At 35.8% G+C, this 847-nt stretch carries 1 pseudogene; it reads left to right on the top strand.

The annotated features are described in order from the left end of the window. Positions 1-539 precede the first annotated feature (539 nt). A pseudogene (locus LGT40_RS00330) lies at positions 540-847 on the top strand (glycosyltransferase family 4 protein); the annotation flags it as partial.

The following is an 847-nucleotide window of genomic DNA, read 5'->3' as shown; positions in this document are numbered from 1 at the left end:
AGCTGCAAAATCGAGTTCATAGTGAGTATCCTCAAAAAACTCGAATAGATTCTCAGCAAGTGCAACTTGGTCTTCCACAATTAATATAGCAAGAGAGGGGATATTCATGGCTTAATGATTTTACTGCCAATAACTAGAAAAAAGACGTTATTGTTGCTCGTTCCAGGCTTGTATTTACAGGGGAAGAAGTCAATGCTCATTTGATAATTTAAGCCAAGATACTTATTTATCTTCCCAGTATGCCTTACTAAAGATAAGTTTTTCATCGAAAAAATATCAAGAAAATATAAACCTTGCCTACCAGCACCCAATCTCAGTTGTCATTACTCTAATAATTGCTATTTGTCATTCCAGAAATGTCTACTAAACCGCAATATTAGTGTCGAAAATCGCTATCTGTCGTTCAACACTTTTGGTTCTGAGGTTTTGAGCGTTATTGGATGCTCAAACAAAATCAATTCAAGGCATTTACATTTCATACTGGTATTCTGTAATCAGATCGCTACGATATTCAAACACCCAAATCCTGACATAATTAAATGCTTAGAAAAACCAAGCTAAAGATTTTTTATATCTTAAATACTGCTTTGATCGCTTTACTGATCGGCTATCAGGTGTATTTGAACCTTGCTGAAACTCATTATGCTTCCTTGCACTTATCAAAAATTCAGGCCATACAACAAGTCCTAAGGGATAAACCGGAATTTCAGTTTGTTGTGGTTGGCAATATCAATAACTCTTCCAGTATCTTTCAAAAGCAATTTATACCTAGGTTGAACAACTCTAAGGCAGCATTTCTAATTTCAGCGGGTAATGCTGTGAGTGATGGTGCAGAACAGAACTATCG

Source organism: Methylophaga pinxianii (genome assembly GCF_020447225.1).
GTDB classification, from domain to species: Bacteria; Pseudomonadota; Gammaproteobacteria; order Nitrosococcales; family Methylophagaceae; genus Methylophaga; species Methylophaga pinxianii.
This window is presented reverse-complemented; position numbering and strand designations above follow the sequence as displayed.